Here is an 18,219-nt window from a genome sequence, read left to right on the forward strand (position 1 = left end):
ATAGACTTCGAATTCTTCGGGGTTTGTGTCTTTCAACATTTTTTAGATTTTTATCGGGCAGATCTCAACAAGCAAATCTGGATCAAAAGTTAAGGGTATTACGCAATCACAGCGGTAACCGTTGAGGTGTCATGATTTATTATCTAAAAATCTTCATTGTGCTCGGCACCACAATTATTGTGGGCAGTTATCTCTTTAATAAGGCGTTTCAAGAGCCGCGTGCATACCTGTGGGGAAAAGCTTCTCTTATTCTGGTGGGTGTTACGGCACTTATGGGGAATATTTGGCTGATTTATTTTGCGACAGGTTATATCTGTTTCAAAATGATTGAAGAGGAGCGCGAAGAAAAAATTTGTGCTTTTCTCGCGTTATTCTCCGCAATACCCATGATGAAGTTTCCAGTTCCGTTCCCAGGAATCAGTAACTTGATGGTGATGGAACACCCCATTTTTCTCAGTATCTGTTTATTGCTGCCAATTTATTTAAAGCTGAGAAAGCAGCCCCATCAAAAGCTTCTGATCGATAAATTAGTACTGATTTATTGCATTGTTATCACGGTGCTTAATTTCAGAATCGATACCTCGATTACCTTCTGGTTTAAACTCGGGTTAAATACCTTTTTAACCATTTGGCTGCCCTATTATGTTATCAGTAATGCGGGGGGAAATTTCCGTTCGTATTTAATCGCGCTGTCTTTTGGCGGTATTATTTTGGCGATTGGTAGTGTGGCTGAGTGGTTTCTCAGTTGGAAAATGTACGGTCCTCTGGCGTCTCATATTGGTGGTGTTCGCGTTGACAAATTATCAACGGCTTACCATTTCCGAGGGTTCGGTTTGCGAATTTCCGCCTCCTGGTTTGACCCCATCGCTTTTGGGTCATTTATGGCGCTTATACTATTTGTGGTAACCCAGCTGACAAAAATCGGAGTTAAAACCTCAATCTACAGTTTAGGTTTTGTCGGTTTGCTGTTTGCCGCTTTGCTATTTACCGATTCTCGGGGTGCTTTCCTAGTTGCACTCGTGGGTATTGCGGTCGTTTTGTATTACAAGATTGAATCTCAAGGCGCGCGTAATTTCTATAAATACACAATTTTCTTTGTCGCGGCGATAATGCTGATCAATATGAAAGCGTTGTTGCAATTCGATAGCTCTGGGGGATCTTGGCTTTATCGATACAATCTAGTGCAAAACTCTGGGCACGCCTTTAACGAAAATCCGTTATTCGGAACACCGTTTTTCCGCGATGACCCAGTGTTGCGAGCGACCATGCTGCAAGGGCAGGGTATTGTCGATATCGTTAACAGTTATCTGGCAATTTTGCTTCGATACGGTTTGCTCGGTTTTGTCTTGTACGTGTGGATATGGTTTTACGCCATGATACGGGTAGCTGATCGTATTGCGATACTTGAGAAAAAAGACGATCCGCTTTGGAAAGTGGGGGTTGTGTTGTTGGGAATGTTAGTCGGTATGGCCGTCTTTATCGTGACTACCAGTTCCATCGTGTATCTCGGTAAACTGCTTTGGCTATTGTTGGCGCTTGCCTCTGCTTACATCAAAAACACAACGCCTCCCAAGAAAACTCGAAGGCGCATGGCCAATGCGCCAGTGTGATTCTCTGAGTTACGGTTGAATCTCAGAGAATCAAATGGTTTAAATAACTGAGTTAAATCCTTCGAATTGCGGCGGGCCTAAATAAAGTGATTTATTAGAGCCTGCGTTGGCGTGGGCTTTTCTGAAGGCTTCGGACTTGGTCCAATTGATAAAATCTGATTCGTTTTCCCAAACCGTGTGTGAAGAGAACAACGTGTATTCTTCGTTGGTTGGTCCCTGTAGTAAGTGGAATTCTTTAAAGCCTGGCACTTCGTCAAGAAAGGTATCTCTGCTTTTCCAGACATTGATAAATTCATCTTCTTGCCCGAGTGCGATTTTAAATCGATTCATAGCGATATACATAAAATAGGCCCTTTTGTTGGGGGTAGGTGTGAGCTGTATTCATGCTTATAAGGGGCAGATCAGCCCAGGTAATCGGTCAGTATTACTAAAAACTAATACGTCTCTATTCGTAATTATTTTGATGTGTTCCCGGAATTCGGAAAGTTTGCTGTAAGTGTATGCTAACTTTTGGCATTATTTGGTCGCAATAGATTAAACCTGTCAGGATTTTATAGATCTGACATGATTTACACCACTATTGCGCATATAATCCGCTGCTGCTTTCTCTGAGGACAGCTGAATTCAATCGACAAACCTTATGATTTTAGGTGTGTTCAGGTTTTGAATGGTAGGTTTCCTCGAATGGATCAATTGCCAATGTTCTTTGTTTGGTTTTTGATCAGGTAGAATGACCAATGAATTAAGTGGTGTATGGATTGTCGCAGTAACAACATACGCACGAGTACAAAAAAGAATAGCTGATTGGCTACCGCACAGGTAACCGGTAGTTTGCCCTGGTTTGGTGGCAATCTGTTGTTCGTGAGATGAGAGCTTGGACATTACCGTTTCAGAGGTAGCACTCGACTCGTGTATTCATTAACTGGTCAATAATGGTGGCGAATCTTGTGTTCCAACGCGAATATGGCTCGCCATCTGTACGATATTTTTATTTAAGTTAAAAAGTAATGAGCGCAAAAACCCAAGAAGGTTTTCCTGATGTCGATAACTCAGGAATAGAACAACCTAGTGAATCTATGAAAACCGCAAGCCGTTCTGATTCGTTCGTATCCCCTGGAATGCCGCCGCTGACGTATTCCAAGAAAAGAATTTCTATGTTTGAGTTTTGGCCGACATGGGTTATGTACTTGCCCGTCGTTCTCCAGTGGCTTCTCTTAAGCATAAGACACCGTTCATTGACGCTGCCTTTAGTCGCGAATCCAAAACTAGAGCTTTCCGGCATGGTCGGCGTTCCTAAAAGCGAACTTCTGGCCCAGGCCAGTGGCCACTGTGCGGAAGCTACCTTAACGTGGTTTGTGCACACCATTAACGACAAGGCACTAGAAACCCAGGTTGAAATCATTAAATCAACCATGGAAGAGTACGACCTTTCTTTCCCTGTGGTTTGTAAGCCTGATATTGGCTGTCGTGGTTCAGGTGTTAAATTAGTTAAAAATGAAGAACAACTGTTACGTTATCTTCGCGCGTACCCAGCGGGTTCTGGTGTGATGGTGCAACGCCTAGCCAGCCATGAAGCTGAGGCGGGTGTGTTTTTTGTTCGTGAGCCTAACGAAAAAGCCGGTAAAATTATTTCTTTGGCATTGAAATACATGCCCTACGTGGTTGGTAATGGCAAAGATACGTTGGCTAAATTGATAGAAAACGATGAGCGAGCAAGCCAATTACAACATTTGTATCTTGAAAGACACAAAGACCGACTCGAAGATGTGATCCCTGAAAACGAGCCTTATCGTCTTGTTTTTTCGGCTAGCCATTGTCGTGGTGCGGTATTTAAAGACGCGAATAAATACATCACGGAAGCGTTAACCGCTCGCATTAATGAAATTATGTCGGATTTGCCAGAATTCTATTACGGCCGATTAGACATTAAATTCCCGTCTATTGAAGAACTCCAAGCGGGTCGCGGCATTGAAATTGTTGAGATTAATACCGCCAGCTCTGAATCGCTGCATATTTGGGACAGCGACACGCCTCTTTCTACGGCGGTGGGTTCGTTGCTGTATCAATACAAAACACTGTTTACGTTGGGCAGCCAAAATCGCAAACGCGGTTTTAAAACACCCGGCGTTTTGCAATTTTATCGCCACTGGCAGAAGGAGCGGCGCTTAAAAGAGTTTTACCCAGAAACTGATTGAGTTTTAATCTCTGGTTGAGGCGGGGCGTTAAATTTAACAAAAAACAATGTTTGCCTTTCCTCGATACTATTGAATTTCATATTAGTAGCTCAAACTTCGCAGTTCTATGTAATTTCTGTGACAAGATTTGATTTGCTCATGGTTTCGAATGTCGGCTAATGGTATTGTTGCACCCGCTCAAAAACCGGCCGGCATATGGGTGTAAAAAAGTAAGATTCAAAGGTTTGGTGTATGAAATCCGCGTTTAATCCGTTTCGAGTTCCGCTTAGTAATCCTGTGGCTTCAGGTGCTGTAGAGAGCTTGCTCGGACTTAAAAAGCTTATTCGTTACTATGATCAGCGCCCTGAGTCCGCCGACGGCGCTGAGAATTCCGTTAACTTTTTGAATTACACCATGGATGTTCTCGGGTGCGGTTTGAATCCAGTCTACCCTGAACATCTAGACGAAATACCGAAAGAAGGGCCAGTTATTTTCGTCGCAAACCATCCTCTTGGTGGTTTGGAAGGTGTTGCGATGACCGAAATGCTGGTAAAAATTCGGCCCGACCTAAAAGTACTCACCAATGAAATGCTGACTCGTATTCCAGAGTTGAGCGAGTTGTTTATTGGTGTTGACGTATTATCGAAAAATGCAGCGGCTGCAAATGCGAAGGGTATTCGTGCAGCGTGCAAGCAGTTGAGCAGTGGTGGTGCACTGTTGATCTATCCTGCGGGGATGGTCTCTGCAATCGACACCAAATTACGAAAAATTCGCGATCGCCAATGGGATTCTTTGGTCGGTCGTTTGGCGAAAAAATACAAAGCGACTTGTGTTCCGTTTTTCGTCGATGGTCGAAACAGTTCCTTGTTCTATCTTGCAGGACTGGTTCACCCTCGTTTGCGCACATTGATGCTGCCTCGTGAATTGTCCAACAAACAAGGTAAACGCTTTGATCTCATTGTTGGTCAACCTATTGCGCCTAGAGAGCTGGATCATTTGGAATCTGATCAAGCTATCACCGATTATTTGAGAATTGCTACAGATTTGTTACCAAACTCAAGCAACCAGACACCGCTTGAGTCGGTCATTATAGAAGGGAAGGACATTATTCAGCCTTCCCAGCAAGACGAGTTGTTAGAAGATTTAGCGAAACTTGAAGAGTTCAAGTTAATAGATAGCGGCACTTTTTCCGTTTATTGCGCGCCGTATCAGCGCCTTGGAAAAATGATGGACGTCATTGCTCGTTCGCGCGAAGTCACATTTCGTGCAGCCGGTGAAGGTACGGGTAGAGCAATGGATGTGGACCACTACGATCCACACTATCAACATTTATTTTTATGGGATAACGAAGCTCAAGCGTTAGTGGGTGGCTATCGAATTGGTTGTGTTGATGAAATTGTTTCTAAACACGGCTTAAAAGGTTTATACAGCCGATCCCATTATCATTACGACGAGCGTTATTTACAGAGAATTGGTAACGCATTAGAAATGGGGCGCTCTTTCGTCACCCCAGAATACCAACGCCATCCGCGAGCATTAGATTTGTTGTGGAAAGGTATTGGTGCTTATGTTGCTAAGAATCCTCACTACCACACGTTATTTGGCTGTGTGAGTATTTCAAAAGAGCATTCGATTCTTGCGCGAGCGTTTTTATCAGACTCAATGATGACCAGCTTTAGAGCTGAGCAAGAATTTTTGATGGATATTCGTCCGGTTGTGCCTTTGAAAGTTAAAGGCAAGTTATGGACGCCGGAGTCTTTGGCTTCAATATCCAATATTGCGGCAATTAATAAATTGCTAGGGCGCTGCGATCCCGGTAAATCTGTACCAATCTTGCTGCGTCATTATTTGGCTTTAAATGGGCGATTTGTGTGTTTCTCGGTGAATACCGGATTTAACGATTCCCTGGATGGTTTGATCTTGGTGGATTTGAGAAAGTCGCCAGAGAAGTATATTAAGCGTTATCTCGGCAAAGATGGCGCTGAGAAATTTTTGCAACTATGGAACCAACATGAAACAGCTGCTTGAAGCAACTATTGAAACCCTAGAGCAACTTAAGTCTTTGGTCATTGCTTGCCAGGGCGAGTCTTACAATCAAGCTTGTGAGCACTCACTATCTGGAATCGGTCGCCATGTAAGACATATTCTTGATCATTTTATTACGTTGCGTGAAGGCATCGAGTCTCGCAAAATTGATTACAACAAACGTTCTCGTGATAGCCGTTTAGAAGTTGAGCCAACATTAGCACTTGAGCTAATCGATGACTTAATTCATTGGATGACCGCTAACAATTTCGAGAATGAAAGCGTGTTCGTTGAAACAGAAGTCTCTGTTAGCCAAACCCAAAATATGGTTGTGGCTTCGTCACTAAGTCGTGAATTCTGCTATATCATCAACCACACCGTTCATCACTTGGCTTACGCTAAGCTAGTTGCCGGTCAGTTAGGTATTGATATCGATAAGCAGGTGGGCATTGCACCAAGCACGGCGACCTACTTGAGACAGACTGCCTACGGTTAAGCACCACTGATTCGCCGGTTTTCTCAATCGGCGAATTCCTTCCTGCTGTATACCCCTCAATTTCTTAGTTTTCCGTCTTTAAGCTCCGTTCTTATCGGTGTATTCGTTCGCCACGACTACAATTTGTCGACGTTGTTCGACGAGATAATTAGGCAGTGGTGCTTATCGATACAATAAAAACTTGTCTCTAGAAATCTGCGAGCTAACATTGACGATTTGCTCTCGCAGGATTCGCTATGTCGGTCGCTTTACCCTCGATTAAACAACTTCATCAAATACTCCCCGACGAACCTTTATTGATGATGGGAGCCGGACCCGTGCCGATTCCCGAGCCTGTGGCTGCCGCCAATGGTATTGTTATAAACCACTTGGGCGACACCATGGCGTGTATTGTTGAGCAAGTGAAGCAAATGGGTGCGTATATTTTTCAAACCCAATCACCTTGGCTATTAGGGGTGGCCGGTCCAGGTTCGGCGGCGATGGAAATGGCGGTGGTGAACTTGGTTTGGCCGGGTACCAAAGTGCTTAATATCTGCAATGGATTTTTCTCGCAGCGATTATCCGAGATGTCTGAGCGTGCCGGCGGAACCGTCGAGCGATTAGTTGTTGAAGATGGAAGAAGTGCTGATCCTGACGACGTCCGCAAAATTATAGAAAAATTTCGCCCCCAGGTTTTAACCTTGGTTCAGGGGGAAACCTCCAATACCACGTTTAACTGTCATCTCCCTGAAATTGCCAAAATTGCCAAAGAATTTGGCTGTCTCGTGGTTGTCGATGCGGTCTGTACGCTAAGTACAATGCCACTACCGATGGACGAGTGGGGAATTGATGCGGTTATTACTGGAGGTCAGAAGGGGCTGAGTTCCATACCAGGCGTGTCGTTGGTGGCCTTTTCGGAACCTGCTTGGGAGAGAATCCAGTCTCGCAAAGCGCCGTGCAACCACTGGACGCTAGATGCAAACTTGGCAACCAACTTTTGGCATCGCGCGTCTTACCATTACACCGCACCGGTTTCGGGTTTATTGGCGTTGCATGAAGCGATGAGGCTCGTGTGTGATGAGACCTTGGAAAAACGATTTTTGCGACACAAAGTGTGTTCCGATGCTTTACAAAGTGCGATCGAAAGTCTTGGATTGGATCTCTACGTTGAGCCTAAGGCTCGGTTAAATTCCGTCGTTGGTATTTCTTTACCACCGTCACTGTCAGCGCAGCAGGTGTGCGCTCATATCTCTGAAAATTACCGCGTTGAGATTGCCGGTTCGTTCGGGCCACCCATTGTTCGAATCGGTCAAATGGGCGAACAATGTCGAGTGCATAACTTGTTTCGGGCACTTCACGCGTTGGGTTCTACGTTTAACGATTTGGGTGTTGCAGTGGATGTTCCTCTGGCAATGGCAGAACTCGAAAATCGAATACAGTCGAGCAAAAAACAGACGCCAGATTTGTAAAATACCGATTCGTAAGTTCCTAATTTTCGATTTCAATATTTATCGATGCTGCATTGCTCGTTGATACTGGGCTGTCTGGAGTACAGAGAATCGCCTATATTGAGTCAATAACTTGTCAGTCATCAGCGGTGTGAATGGCGTTCGCGTTATGCAAAAGGATGAAGCATGTTCCAAGTGTTGAGTAGCTCACGGATTGTTGTATTTTCATTGGCAGGCGTATTTTTAAGTCTGACTGCTTGTGGCGGTGGCGGCGGTTCCAGTTCCAGCGATGCTGTCGCTAGTCTTGCTGATTTGCAGTTTGAGTCGGGTGTTTTTCCTGATGCCGATAACTTCAAATCTGCGTGTCAAAATCCTCGCAGTGGCGTTAGCTCGGTCACTGGTGTCGCCTTTGATGATCGTGAAGGCTCGGTGTTAGAAGAAAACTTTTGGCTCCGTTCTTGGACGAATGACACCTACTTTTGGTATGACGAGGTCGTAGATTTAGACCCGTCTCTGTTTACCACCCCTCAGTATTTTGACCTCTTAAAAACCAACGAAATTACGCCCTCCGGCAAAGACAAAGATGAGTTTCATTTTTCGGTGCCTACCGATGAGTGGGAAGCGTTGTCGCAAACGGGAATTTCGGTGAATTACGGCGTTCAATTTGCGGTTATCTCCGGCACCACACCCAGGGAAATTCGAGTTGCGTTTACTGAGCCCAATGCTTTTGCTGATCTGGCTAATGTTGAGCGTGGCGATACGATTCTAGCCGTTGATGGCGTTGACGTTAATGACAATACCCAAGCGGGAATCAATACCCTTAATGCAGGGTTAGCACCGTCAGATATCGGTGAAAGCCACGATTTTGTATTTCGTAAAGTCGACGGCACCATCACATCCGTTACGCTTACTGCTGGAACGGTTACATTAACGTCGGTCCAGGAAGTGAACACCTTCACCACAGATGCCGGAAATGTCGGTTATTTTCTTTTCAACGATCATATCGCTACATCAGAAACCGAATTGGTTGACGCTTTCCGTGATTTGGAAAGCCAGGGCGTCGACGATTTGGTGTTGGATTTGAGATACAACGGTGGCGGTTTTTTAGCTATTGCCAGCCAGGTTGCCTATATGATTGCCGGTTCCGAGGCGACAGAGAGCCAGACTTTCGAGCAGCTAAGGTTTAACGACAAACATCCGAGTATCAACCCAGTAACGGGCAGGCTCAATGACCCAGTGCCATTCTTCGATGAGTCTCTCGGGTTTTCGGTTTCTCCTGGGCAACCGCTGCCAACCTTAAATCTAGATCGAGTGTTTGTGTTAACCACAAGCAGCACCTGTTCTGCCAGTGAATCAATCATTAACGGCTTGCGAGGTATCGGTGTTGAGGTTGTGCAAATTGGTTCGACCTCTTGTGGCAAACCATTTGGTTTTTATGCAACCGATAACTGCGGCACAACGTACTTTAGTGTTCAGTTTCAATCGGTGAACGCCCTAGGGTTTGGTGATTACGCCGATGGCTTCGCGCCGCAAGGTTCAACATCGGTTGGTTCGGTCATACTTCCGGGTTGTGTTGTCGAAGATGACTTCAGTGTGGCTTTAGGAAATCCAGAAGAAAATATGCTGGCAATGGCCTTGGATTACCAAGTTACCGGCCAGTGCAGTGCAACCTCGGCTCAGTCGCAAAACGCGAAAGCTTCGTCACCCAATACGGGAGATTCTCAGTTGATTAAAACGATTTGGCAGGAAAATCGCATTATCAGAAACTCTCAATCGTTCGAGTTTTAGTGGAATCATTAACCTGAGGGCGAGGCTTTCATCTGAAATGATTTTGAAGTCAAATTAAAATATAAACGCGTCACAATAGTGCAACTCGACAATGGAATCGCGAGAAACGCGGTAGATGGTATGCCTGTTAATAGCTTTGCTATGGTGTGGTTTGGGCAATAACTGCGTTGAAAACAACAGAGGCTGTGCTCTGGTTGTGATTCGCCTGCGACAATTTACCTCATCCAAATGCGATATTAATAGTCTAGTCTAATGCTTTATCGCTCTATGTAGATCGGTGTGAATCAAATTAATGGTTCAAAACACCTTCGTCTAAATTTATTGATCTGATAGCCTGTACTAATTCTGTCTTTTATCGAAATGCTTTCGTCATTTATGCATTTTTAGGTGTAATTATGAATCCAGTAGTGAAAACCAGTTGTTTGATGGGCCTATTTTTATTGGCCGGTTGTGAAACCGAGCCTAAAAGCTCTTCTGTAGAATTTATGTTGGCTTACAACGGCAAACCAATGACGTGTGAGCAAACGTTCGAAAAAGAAGGTTTGGAATGGCAACTGCGCGCGTTCCAATTTTACCTTTCAGAAGTTGAAATTGACGGCCAAGCAGCGACATTAAAAAATAAATCAGGTGAAGCATCACCGGTGGCAATGCTTGGCACTCGCTGCAGTGGTGAAGGTCGTTGGCAGTTCGATATGGAGCCGATGACAGTTTCTGATTCTTCTAGCTTCTCGTTTATGCTCGGTGTGCCTTTTGAGGTTAACCACCAAAACCCACTGCAAGCCAGCGAGCCGTTGAATCATTCGGATATGTTCTGGACCTGGCAAATCGGCCATAAATTTGTCCGCATGGATATTCGTTCTCAAACCGAAGAAAAGAGCAAAAGCTGGGCTTTCCATTTAGGTTCTATCGGCTGTGATTCCGCGTCTTCAGTGCGTGCTCCAACCGAAGCTTGTGCGCACCCGAACACATTTACAGTAACTCTTGATGACTTCCAGTCTGACAGGCCAGTGTACTTCCATGTCGATCGCTTGATTGCCAATTCGAAGATCATTGAGGACGGCAACTGCATGGGTGATCCTGATGACGCTTCTTGTAAGCCGTTGATTCAAGTGTTGTCCGAAGAACAGTCGAAAAGTCACGTATTCTCACAGACGTTGTAATGGATCATGGTTAGGTTTCTTTTAGTTGTATTTGTATCCTTTGTATTGGTTGCTTGCGGTGGCAAGCAACCTGAAAGCGATTATGAGTGGAATCTTCCTAAAGGTTATCCTAGACCAACCATTCCTCACGATAACCCAATGACCGAAGCTCGGGTGCAGCTTGGTCGATATTTGTTCTATGACAACAATTTATCGGCCAACAAAGCTCAGAGCTGCGCGAGTTGTCATATTCAATCGCTGGCGTTCTCTGAGCCCTTACCTGTGTCGGTGGGTTCAACCGGGGAAATTCTTAAAAGAAATGCATCGTCGTTGGTTAACGTTGGCTACAACGCAACGTTAACCTGGGCACATCCGTATCTGCGTTCGATCGAACGGCAGGTGTTAATTCCAATGTTCAATGAAGAACCTTTGGAATTAGGTATCACCGGTTTCGAAGACGAAATCATGGCCCGTTTTGACAACGATCTCTACAAACCTTTGTTCAAAGAAGCTTTTGGCGATGAAGAGGTTGAATTTGATCGTATTGCCAAGGCGTTATCTGCGTTTGTTCGCAGCTTAGTATCGTTTAATAGCCCGTTCGATCGTTACGCGAATATGGGCATTGATGACGCTATGACCGAACAAGAAATACGAGGTATGGACGTATTTTTCTCTGAAGAATTCGACTGTCATCACTGCCACGGCGGATTCAACTTCACTCAATCCATTGATGAAGACGAAGAAATCGACGAACACAGGCCGTTTCATAACATTGGAATGTACAACATTGATGGCAAAGGTTCTTATCCCGCCGATCATGTTGGTGCCTTCGAAATTACTCGTCGTAAAAAAGACATGGGCGGATTCCGAGCCCCAACGTTGCGGAACGTGGGTGTTTCTGCGCCTTACATGCACGACGGCAGTTTCACGACTTTGGAAGAAGTTTTGGATTTTTACATCGCTGGCGGACGTTTGATTGAAGACGGCCCCTTTAAAGGTGATGGACGAGAAAACCCTTATAAAAGTCAGTTCGTTCGGCCGTTGGAAATGTCTGATGAGCAGAAAACGGATTTGATCGCGTTTTTAAAAGCATTAACAGACGAAGAATTTTTGACCAATCCTGCCCACTCAAATCCATTTGTTGGCGCAGACTAAACGCGTAACGGTAGATTTACTTTGGCAGCACCTCAGCGAGCTGCTGCCTTTTTAGGTTGCGATTACGGTTTTTACCAAGCGTCTCTTGCCAGCAAATACCCGCCTTCTACTGTTTTAATTTTCTCCGGCGCTGGGCCGTCGTCTCTGAGCAGTTTTCTGAGTCGAGCAATGTACAGATCAACAGAGTTGTTTGAGTTTTCAGTTCCCAGACTTTTGACTCTTTTCAGCAGTTCTTCAGGTTTGGCGACCGAATTTGCATTGATGACCAAATAGATCAGTAAATCGTACTCTTGCGCGGTTAGATCCAATTTTGCCCCAGATAACCACGTTTGTTTGGTAAATCGATCGATACGAAGGTTGCCGACCACGATATCTCTGCGTTGAGGGTGAGCGTGTTCTGGCGTTGGTAACGGGTGCGCTTGAGTCAATTGAGTTAAGGTTTTTGCCAGGCTCGCTCTCAGCGACCTTGCCGAAACCTCTTTGGCAAAATTTCCGTGATTTGTGGGAAGTTTTTCGGTGTTTGTAATCTTCAAGTAAGGAGCAGGATGAAACACCTGAATTCTGTGAAGCAGCGTTGGGTTGAGATCTAACAAGTAGGCGCTGTCGATAACTACGATTTCTGGGCGAAAAGCAGAAATAGCTGATAAGGCTTTTTCCGGATCGGTCTGGAAAAACAAATGAAAGGGTTTGTCCGATAACAGCTGATTTATTTCGGCCTGAGTTTCACTGTTTTTAATCAACAATAATACATTTGGTAAAGTGAAACTCACACTTTGCTCCATTGTGAAAGGATGGAAACGTAGTCGTTGCTAGAATAATAAGTTTTAGCTTGAACGAACGATTGATTCATAGTTGATGTGCGGGCGTATTTTCACATAAGAATTGTAAAGTTGAGAAATGATTTGGGCGCCAACTTTAATTTATTTATTTCACGGAATTCATTTGCACTCATTGTGGGCATTAGTTTGTGCTAAAGCACCTTAACCGCAGCTGAGTCTTAACAATCCCCTGTACAATATTAGGATAGACTGTAATTCACGACTTGTGTTTGCGCCCTGTCATGACTTCGATACAAATATGCAATGATGAATCCAGCGTTTTATTTGTTGAGGCAATATTTAATGTGGATAACACATTAAATAATAAGAAGAAAAATACGTAGATTGCTCTGAATAGGAATTTATTCGTGGGGTAGGCAAACGTGGTTAGTGAACGAGACGCCAAAGGGTGTTTAGCCCTAAGGCTGATCTCGCAGGCAGGCGTTATCGCGTGCCGTAAACCACCATTGTTTTTCCTTTTACGGAAACCAAACCTTGGTCTTCCAGTGTTTTTAATACTCGGCCCACCATTTCTCGGGAGCAACCGACGATACGGCCAATTTCTTGTCGAGTAATTTTGATTTGCATGCCATCTGGATGAGTCATGGCGTCAGGTTCGTTGCACAAATCGAGCAACGTACGCGCAACACGGCCGGTGACGTCCAAAAACGCTAGGTCACCCACTTTTCGAGTGGTGTTACGTAAGCGTTTTGCCATTTGGGTACCAAGAGCAAAAAGGAACTCTGGATGGCTGGCAGTAAGTTCTTGAAATTTGGCGTAACTGATTTCTGCAACTTCACATTCAGTTTTGGCACGAACCCAAGCGCTACGAGAATCGTGTTGATCAAATAAACCCATTTCCCCGAAAAAGTCGCCATCGTTTAAGTAGGCAACAATCATTTCGTGGCCTTCATCATCTTCGATGATGACGGTAACTGAGCCTTGAATGATGTAATACAGCGAATCACTCTTATCGCCTGCATAAATCAAAGTACTTTTCGCTGGATAACGTCGGCGATGACAGTGACTCAGAAATTGATCAACATTGTTTATGTGTGGAGTTAAAGATACGGCAACCAAATTTTTCCCCCTGGCTTGTGGCCCTCTGATCGTGTACCGCGCAGGCCTGCGACCGAAAAGCTTCGAGTAAATTTACTCGATGCTAATAAGTCTAGCCGCTAGTTGGAATACAAGCGTCAATACAAATAGTCATTATGGCGTTGTTATTTATGTCACACCAGTATTTCACAAATAATCACCTTGTTTTGTGAAGTGATTATCTACTACTCGTGTGCTTTTATCGTTAATCGATCTAAATTATTGAGTTCAGACCATTTTTTTACTTTATGGTAAGCTTAACGGCTGCTCTGCAATCTGTTTATGATCATTTTTTTGGGAGAAAATTCAATGCAAGCTACTGTCAAATGGGTCGATGGTGTTCAATTTCTCGGAGAATCCGGTAGTGGCCATAGCGTAGTCATGGATGGCCCAGAAAATCATGGCGGTCGTAACACGGGTGTGCGGCCAATGGAAATGTTGCTTTTAGGAATTGGAGGATGTGCTTCTTTTGACGTATTAAGCATTCTCACAAAATCCCGTCAGCCGGTTTCAGATTGTAAGTGCGAATTAAAAGCAGAGCGCGCCGATGCTGTTCCCGCTGTATTTACAAAAATTCACCTACACTTTGTGGTTTCAGGAAAAGGTTTAAAAGAAACTCAGGTTGCCCGTGCGGTAGAGCTTTCGGCGACTAAGTACTGCTCCGCGTCTAAAATGATGGACGCAGCAGGTGTGGAAGTGACTCACGATTACGAAATTGTTGAAGAATAATTTTTTAGAAGCTGACTTATTTGTCAATAAAAGTGTATCAACAGAAGCCTGTGCAGTTTTAATACGACAGGCTTTTGTATTCGAGTAGAATTTAAAAAACTCGATTAAATATGGTAACTGGTTTTTGTCATTGCTTTACTGACCAAAGACATCGCCAGTTTTACCGGTTTTGGAAATTTTGTTCCACCGGCATTCAACGCTCGATCAGCGTGTTCTTGTTCGTCTTCCACCATTTGCTCAATAATTTTTCGGCTTTTGGTATCGTTCTCTGGCAGTTTTCGCAAATGCTCATTTAAATGTTTGCACACTTGCTCTTCGGTTGCCGCCACAAATCCCAAAGAAACTTTATCGCTGACCAAACCTGCCGCTGCGCCAAGACCAAACGACATACCGTACCAAAGTGGATTTAAAACACTGGTATGACTATCCAGTTCTTTTATTCTTTCTTCACACCAAGCTAAGTGATCCAATTCTTCCAGTGCAGCAACGTCCATTTCTTCTCGAATTTCGGGTAATTTTGCGGTCGCAGCTTGGCCTTGGTATAAGCCTTGGGCGCACACTTCGCCACAGTGGTTCACTCGCATCAATCCCGCCGCGTGACGCTTCTCGTGTTCGGTTAATTCTGGGTTAACGTCGTTGTGCGCAGGCGATTCGTGAAAAACTGGCTTATTGCCCGACGTCAGTGTACGCAGGGCGCGATCCGCTTGAGTGATGAAGTGATCAATGGGATTAAGCTCACGTGTGGACATAAATTTCTGCTCGAATTCAATTCTGTTGGGTAAATCCTACTCCAATCTTAATCTATGATGTAGGTTTAAAGAATGTTAACGCAAAAAATTCTTAGGCAAATTGATTAAACTCTTATAAAGCCGCAGGCCAATCACAAGGAACAACTCAATGGATGATTTACTCGCCGTCTTAACAGCCAATATTCCTCTTGCCGTGATCGAAACGGACGATGAAAAACGTGCTTGTGAACAACTGTTGGATTCTGCAGAAGGGTTACGCAAACCTTGTTTTAAATGGACCATCAGTGATGGCCTCAAAACCTTAGAGCGCGGTTTTGGTGTCATTAAACCCCCAGAGTTGCCTAATCCAACCCACATTCTTGAACACATTAAAAAGGAATCCACAGCCGGTGTTTATATCCTGTGTGATTTTCACCCTTTTATAGAAGGTGAGCACGTCAATGTTCGCTTGATTAAAGACATTGCACTGAATTTTGATGTGATCGGCCATGTGTTGGTGTTTGTCAGTCATAAGCTGGAAATACCGCCTGAGCTTCGCCCGTATTCTCAACGTGTGCGCTTAGCGCTGCCGACGGAGCCAGAAATTACAAAAATTGTTCGCGAAGAAGCGCAACGCTGGACTGACCAGCGCGGCGGCAAAGTTGGCGTTGATCGCGAAGCGCTGAGAATGTTGGTGAAAACGGTCAAGGGAATGGCTCATCAAGATGTACGTCATTTGGTGAGAACAGCCATTTTTGACGACGGTGTAATCGATCAAAGTGACGTTCCGGCCATTAATAAAGCCAAATTCGAGTTGCTGTCGATGGACGGTATTCTGAGTTACGAATTTGGCGTTGAAAAAATGGATAAAGTCGGCGGTCTCGAAAACCTTAAATCTTGGTTAGAGCAGCGCAAAACCAGTTTTTTATCGGGCAATACGATTGATTCCCCCAAAGGCGTTTTGATGGTGGGTGTTCAGGGGGCGGGTAAAAGTTTGGCGGCAAAAGCGGTGGCCGGAATGTGGAATCTGCCGTTGTTGCGTCTTGATTTTGGTGCGTTGTACAACAAATTCTTCGGTGAAACAGAACGTAATTTGCGCCAGTCACTGGCTCAGGCCGAAGTCATGGAGCCTTGTGTACTCTGGATTGATGAAATCGAAAAAGGGCTCGCCGTTGGTGATAGCGATAATGGAACCTCCAAGCGTGTCTTGGGAACCTTGCTGACCTGGATGGCGGAGCGGGATCAAAAAGTTTTTATGGTCGCAACCAGCAACGATATCTCTAAACTTCCCCCGGAATTACTGCGTAAGGGGCGTTTTGATGAAATCTTTTTCGTCGATTTGCCGGATGATGCTGCTCGCAAAGCCATTTTTACGATCCATTTGAATCGACGGGAAATATCAACCATCGACTTTGACATGGAATTACTCGTTCAAACCAGTGCTGGATTCAGCGGTGCTGAGATAGAACAGGCCATCGTGTCCGCACAATTTGCTGCCAATGCCCAGGAAATGCATTTGGATGATCAGTTAGTGTTGCAGCAGTTGCATCTAACTAAACCGCTGTCGGTGGTGATGGGGGAGAAAATTGCCGCACTCAGGGCTTGGGCGCAGGATAGAACAATCAGTGCCTAAATGTGTGAACAACCAAGGCAGCCGTGAGACTGCCTTGATCTTAGCAAAGAGTTAAGCTTCTGATTGCTCGCGAGCGATCGCTCGATAGGCAATATCTTTGCGATAGAAAGAGCCATTCCAACTGACCTTCTCGGCTACTTGATAGGCTTTCTCTGCGGCTTCGGCAACTGAATTACCCAGCGCTGTTGCACACAAAACACGTCCGCCTGCGGTAACCACTTTGTCGTCGGCGCTTTTGGTTCCTGCGTGGAAGACTTTGCCAAGTTCATCCGATACTGAATCCAAGCCTAAGATCTCGTCACCTTTAGGGTAGCTGCCCGGATACCCGCCAGCGGCCAGAACAACACCAACGGCCGCTTGCTCTGCCCAGTCGGCACTGGTTTGGTCGAGCTTTTTGTCGATTGCAGCAAGACACAAGTTCACCAAATCCGATTGCAAGCGCATCATGATAGGTTGAGTCTCAGGATCGCCAAAACGGCAGTTGTACTCAATCACTTTGGGTGTGCCGTCTGGAGTAATCATCAAGCCTGCGTACAAAAAGCCTGTGTAAGGATTGCCTTCAGCGGCCATGCCTGCCACGGTTGGTTCGATAACTTCTGCCATGATGCGATTGTGGACATCAGGTGTGACCACTGGAGCCGGTGAATAGGCACCCATGCCTCCTGTGTTGGGGCCGGTATCGCCGTCACCTACGCGTTTGTGATCTTGACTGGTTGCCATTGGCAAGATGTTTTTGCCGTCAACCATAACGATAAAGCTAGCTTCTTCACCTTCCAAAAATTCTTCGATGACAACGCGCGCACCTGCGTCGCCAAAGGCATTGCCTGAAAGCATGTCGGTGACAGCGTCTTTGGCTTGCTCAAGTGTTTCGGCAACGATCACGCCTTTACCAGCGGCAAGGCCGTCGGCTTTCACCACAATCGGTGCGCCTTTGGCGTCAAGGTATTCCAGTGCTGGAGCGACTTCGGTGAAGGTTTGATACTCTGCGGTAGGGATTGCGTGTCGGGCCAGAAAATCTTTGGTGAAAGATTTAGAGCCTTCCAGTTGTGCCGCATTTTGGCTTGGGCCAAAGCACGCTAGGTTTCTTTCGGTGAAGAAATCCACAATGCCGTCAACCAATGGTGCTTCTGGGCCAATGATGGTGAGCTTAACGTTGTTATTTTCAGCAAAGTTGGCCAGAGCTTCAAAGTCGTCGATGGCGATTGCAAGGTTTTCAATGTTTGCTTCGCCGTTGGTTCCTGCGTTGCCTGGTGCAACATAAACAGTATTTACGTCGGGGCTTTGTGCCGCTTTCCAGGCTAGGGCGTGCTCTCTGCCGCCACTGCCGATAACTAAAATGTTCATAGATTCGCGTTTCTGTCGTTACTGTTAACGTCCCGTTGCGACAAGCTCGAAACGG

The 18,219-nt window shown here is 45.3% G+C and carries 15 protein-coding genes; 10 read left to right on the forward strand and 5 right to left on the reverse strand.

The window, feature by feature from the left end:
* Nucleotides 1-131: 131 nt before the first annotated feature.
* Entirely contained in the window at nt 132-1,610 is a 1,479-nt protein-coding gene (locus LU361_RS07560) for an O-antigen ligase family protein (protein ID WP_233088251.1), read from the forward strand.
* A 39-nt stretch (nt 1,611-1,649) separates the two neighbouring features.
* On the opposite strand, the gene hmuQ is transcribed toward LU361_RS07560, so the two are convergent.
* Nucleotides 1,650-1,940, reverse strand: a complete 291-nt coding sequence (gene hmuQ / locus LU361_RS07565; protein ID WP_233088252.1) for a heme-degrading protein HmuQ — start codon at nt 1,938-1,940, stop codon at nt 1,650-1,652.
* 677 nt (nt 1,941-2,617) lie between these two features.
* Between hmuQ and LU361_RS07570 the strand changes: the two genes are divergently transcribed.
* The 7 genes from LU361_RS07570 to LU361_RS07600 all read left to right on the forward strand — a co-directional run bounded on the left by LU361_RS07570 (nt 2,618) and on the right by LU361_RS07600 (nt 11,814).
* Nucleotides 2,618-3,805 (forward strand): D-alanine--D-alanine ligase, encoded by a 1,188-nt coding sequence (locus LU361_RS07570; protein ID WP_233088253.1) that lies wholly within the window; start codon nt 2,618-2,620, stop codon nt 3,803-3,805.
* Nucleotides 3,806-4,036: 231 nt separating this feature from the next.
* Nucleotides 4,037-5,812, forward strand: coding sequence for a bifunctional lysophospholipid acyltransferase family protein/GNAT family N-acetyltransferase (locus tag LU361_RS07575; RefSeq protein WP_233088254.1), 1,776 nt, complete (start codon nt 4,037-4,039; stop codon nt 5,810-5,812).
* The gene (locus LU361_RS07580) at nt 5,796-6,305 is read left to right on the forward strand and encodes a DinB family protein (protein WP_233088255.1); all 510 of its coding nucleotides are present in this window, start codon (nt 5,796-5,798) and stop codon (nt 6,303-6,305) included. The genes LU361_RS07575 and LU361_RS07580 overlap by 17 nt, the downstream gene beginning before the upstream one ends.
* 236 nt (nt 6,306-6,541) lie before the next feature.
* Entirely contained in the window at nt 6,542-7,753 is a 1,212-nt protein-coding gene (locus LU361_RS07585; RefSeq protein ID WP_233088256.1) for a pyridoxal-phosphate-dependent aminotransferase family protein, read from the forward strand.
* A 165-nt stretch (nt 7,754-7,918) separates the two neighbouring features.
* Complete coding sequence (locus tag LU361_RS07590; protein ID WP_233088257.1) at nt 7,919-9,520, forward strand: S41 family peptidase; 1,602 nt, start codon at nt 7,919-7,921, stop codon at nt 9,518-9,520.
* 395 nt (nt 9,521-9,915) lie between these two features.
* A complete protein-coding gene (locus LU361_RS07595) occupies nt 9,916-10,680 on the forward strand; it encodes an MbnP family copper-binding protein (RefSeq protein WP_233088258.1) in 765 nt (254 codons plus the stop codon).
* Nucleotides 10,681-10,686: 6 nt separating this feature from the next.
* The gene (locus tag LU361_RS07600; RefSeq protein WP_233088259.1) at nt 10,687-11,814 is read left to right on the forward strand and encodes a methanobactin export MATE transporter MbnM; all 1,128 of its coding nucleotides are present in this window, start codon (nt 10,687-10,689) and stop codon (nt 11,812-11,814) included.
* Between the two features lie 71 nt (nt 11,815-11,885).
* On the opposite strand, the gene LU361_RS07605 is transcribed toward LU361_RS07600, so the two are convergent.
* Nucleotides 11,886-12,584, reverse strand: coding sequence for a winged helix-turn-helix domain-containing protein (locus LU361_RS07605; protein ID WP_233088260.1), 699 nt, complete (start codon nt 12,582-12,584; stop codon nt 11,886-11,888).
* Between the two features lie 492 nt (nt 12,585-13,076).
* Nucleotides 13,077-13,712: a cAMP-activated global transcriptional regulator CRP gene (crp, locus tag LU361_RS07610; protein ID WP_233088261.1), complete on the reverse strand. Its 636-nt coding sequence runs from the start codon at nt 13,710-13,712 to the stop codon at nt 13,077-13,079.
* 327 nt (nt 13,713-14,039) lie between these two features.
* On the opposite strand from crp, the gene LU361_RS07615 reads away from it, so the two are divergent.
* Nucleotides 14,040-14,459 carry an OsmC family protein gene (locus LU361_RS07615; protein WP_233088262.1) on the forward strand — a complete coding sequence of 140 codons (420 nt, stop codon included), beginning with the start codon at nt 14,040-14,042 and terminating at the stop codon, nt 14,457-14,459.
* Nucleotides 14,460-14,563: 104 nt separating this feature from the next.
* On the opposite strand, the gene coq7 is transcribed toward LU361_RS07615, so the two are convergent.
* Nucleotides 14,564-15,208 (reverse strand): 2-polyprenyl-3-methyl-6-methoxy-1,4-benzoquinone monooxygenase, encoded by a 645-nt coding sequence (gene coq7, locus LU361_RS07620; RefSeq protein WP_233088263.1) that lies wholly within the window; start codon nt 15,206-15,208, stop codon nt 14,564-14,566.
* 148 nt (nt 15,209-15,356) lie between these two features.
* Here coq7 and LU361_RS07625 point away from each other — a divergent pair, with 148 nt between their 5' ends.
* On the forward strand, nt 15,357-16,820 hold the full coding sequence (locus LU361_RS07625; RefSeq protein WP_233088264.1) for an AAA family ATPase: 1,464 nt from the start codon (nt 15,357-15,359) through the stop codon (nt 16,818-16,820).
* Between the two features lie 51 nt (nt 16,821-16,871).
* Here the strand turns inward: LU361_RS07625 and purD are convergent, their stop codons facing one another.
* Nucleotides 16,872-18,164, reverse strand: a complete 1,293-nt coding sequence (gene purD, locus LU361_RS07630) for a phosphoribosylamine--glycine ligase (RefSeq protein WP_233088265.1) — start codon at nt 18,162-18,164, stop codon at nt 16,872-16,874.
* Between the last annotated feature and the right edge of the window lie 55 nt (nt 18,165-18,219).

It is taken from the genome of Sessilibacter corallicola, assembly GCF_021290925.1.
GTDB classification, from domain to species: domain Bacteria; phylum Pseudomonadota; class Gammaproteobacteria; order Pseudomonadales; family Cellvibrionaceae; genus Sessilibacter; species Sessilibacter corallicola.

Excerpts from the sequence above, each read along its gene's own strand:
- LU361_RS07615 (WP_233088262.1), top strand. The coding sequence starts at position 14,040 with ATGCAAGCTACTGTCAAATGGGTCGATGGTGTTCAATTTCTCGGAGAA.
- purD (WP_233088265.1), bottom strand. The coding sequence starts at position 18,164 with ATGAACATTTTAGTTATCGGCAGTGGCGGCAGAGAGCACGCCCTAGCC.
- LU361_RS07575 (WP_233088254.1), top strand. The coding sequence starts at position 4,037 with ATGAAATCCGCGTTTAATCCGTTTCGAGTTCCGCTTAGTAATCCTGTG.
- LU361_RS07585 (WP_233088256.1), top strand. The coding sequence starts at position 6,542 with ATGTCGGTCGCTTTACCCTCGATTAAACAACTTCATCAAATACTCCCC.
- LU361_RS07600 (WP_233088259.1), top strand. The coding sequence starts at position 10,687 with ATGGTTAGGTTTCTTTTAGTTGTATTTGTATCCTTTGTATTGGTTGCT.
- hmuQ (WP_233088252.1), bottom strand. The coding sequence starts at position 1,940 with ATGAATCGATTTAAAATCGCACTCGGGCAAGAAGATGAATTTATCAAT.
- LU361_RS07580 (WP_233088255.1), top strand. The coding sequence starts at position 5,796 with ATGAAACAGCTGCTTGAAGCAACTATTGAAACCCTAGAGCAACTTAAG.
- coq7 (WP_233088263.1), bottom strand. The coding sequence starts at position 15,208 with ATGTCCACACGTGAGCTTAATCCCATTGATCACTTCATCACTCAAGCG.
- LU361_RS07590 (WP_233088257.1), top strand. The coding sequence starts at position 7,919 with ATGTTCCAAGTGTTGAGTAGCTCACGGATTGTTGTATTTTCATTGGCA.
- LU361_RS07625 (WP_233088264.1), top strand. The coding sequence starts at position 15,357 with ATGGATGATTTACTCGCCGTCTTAACAGCCAATATTCCTCTTGCCGTG.
- LU361_RS07560 (WP_233088251.1), top strand. The coding sequence starts at position 132 with ATGATTTATTATCTAAAAATCTTCATTGTGCTCGGCACCACAATTATT.
- LU361_RS07570 (WP_233088253.1), top strand. The coding sequence starts at position 2,618 with ATGAGCGCAAAAACCCAAGAAGGTTTTCCTGATGTCGATAACTCAGGA.
- LU361_RS07595 (WP_233088258.1), top strand. The coding sequence starts at position 9,916 with ATGAATCCAGTAGTGAAAACCAGTTGTTTGATGGGCCTATTTTTATTG.